General features: G+C 56.1%; 1 protein-coding gene. It reads left to right on the forward strand.

Annotation, left to right across the window (positions count from 1 at the left end; genetic code table 11):
• Positions 1 to 265: 265 nt before the first annotated feature.
• On the forward strand, positions 266 to 586 hold a 321-nt coding region (locus AC2JF9_RS08295; protein ID WP_500726845.1), incomplete at its 3' end, for a hypothetical protein.

Consider the following 586-nt stretch of genomic DNA (forward strand, 5'->3'; position numbering starts at 1 on the left):
TCATTAGACAGCCTGAGCCAGTGGCCGAACCAGCTCGTCCCGAAGGTAGCGACCATGCTAACTGCGGCAGCGCCAACGATTACCCAGATGCATTCCATGCAACCTCCTCACGTGTCCAGCATGTCCCAGTCGTCATCCCTTTCGATCCGCGCCGGCCAAGTGGCAAGCGACACGTCGATACTACATTATAGCCCGACGCTGAATGCTCCGACCTCACGAAAATTGTGTAGTGCGGTCGTTACAGAAAACATTGAGAACATGCATTATGGATGAGCAAAAGCGGAAGGAGATCGCTGCTTCCTTGTTGAAAGACATGGAGGACATAGCAGCTCGGATGCGCGAGCTTATCGTCGCGATGCCCCCACATGATCTGCTCGGCTACATCTACGCGCAGCACATGATGAAGGCGATGGCAGACCAAAGCGCCGCCGAGGAGCAACGCGAAGCGGACGGCCCGGATGACCTGATCAACGAAAACCAGTTCCTGCTGGAATACGTACACGCGGTGCTCGCGTCAGATGGAACCCCTGCGGACGTGACATTCGACGAAGGTCGATGCGCCGAGCTGTGTGAACTTGGCCGTAAA

The sequence above is a fragment of the Lactobacillus sp. C449L genome, from assembly GCF_059900815.1.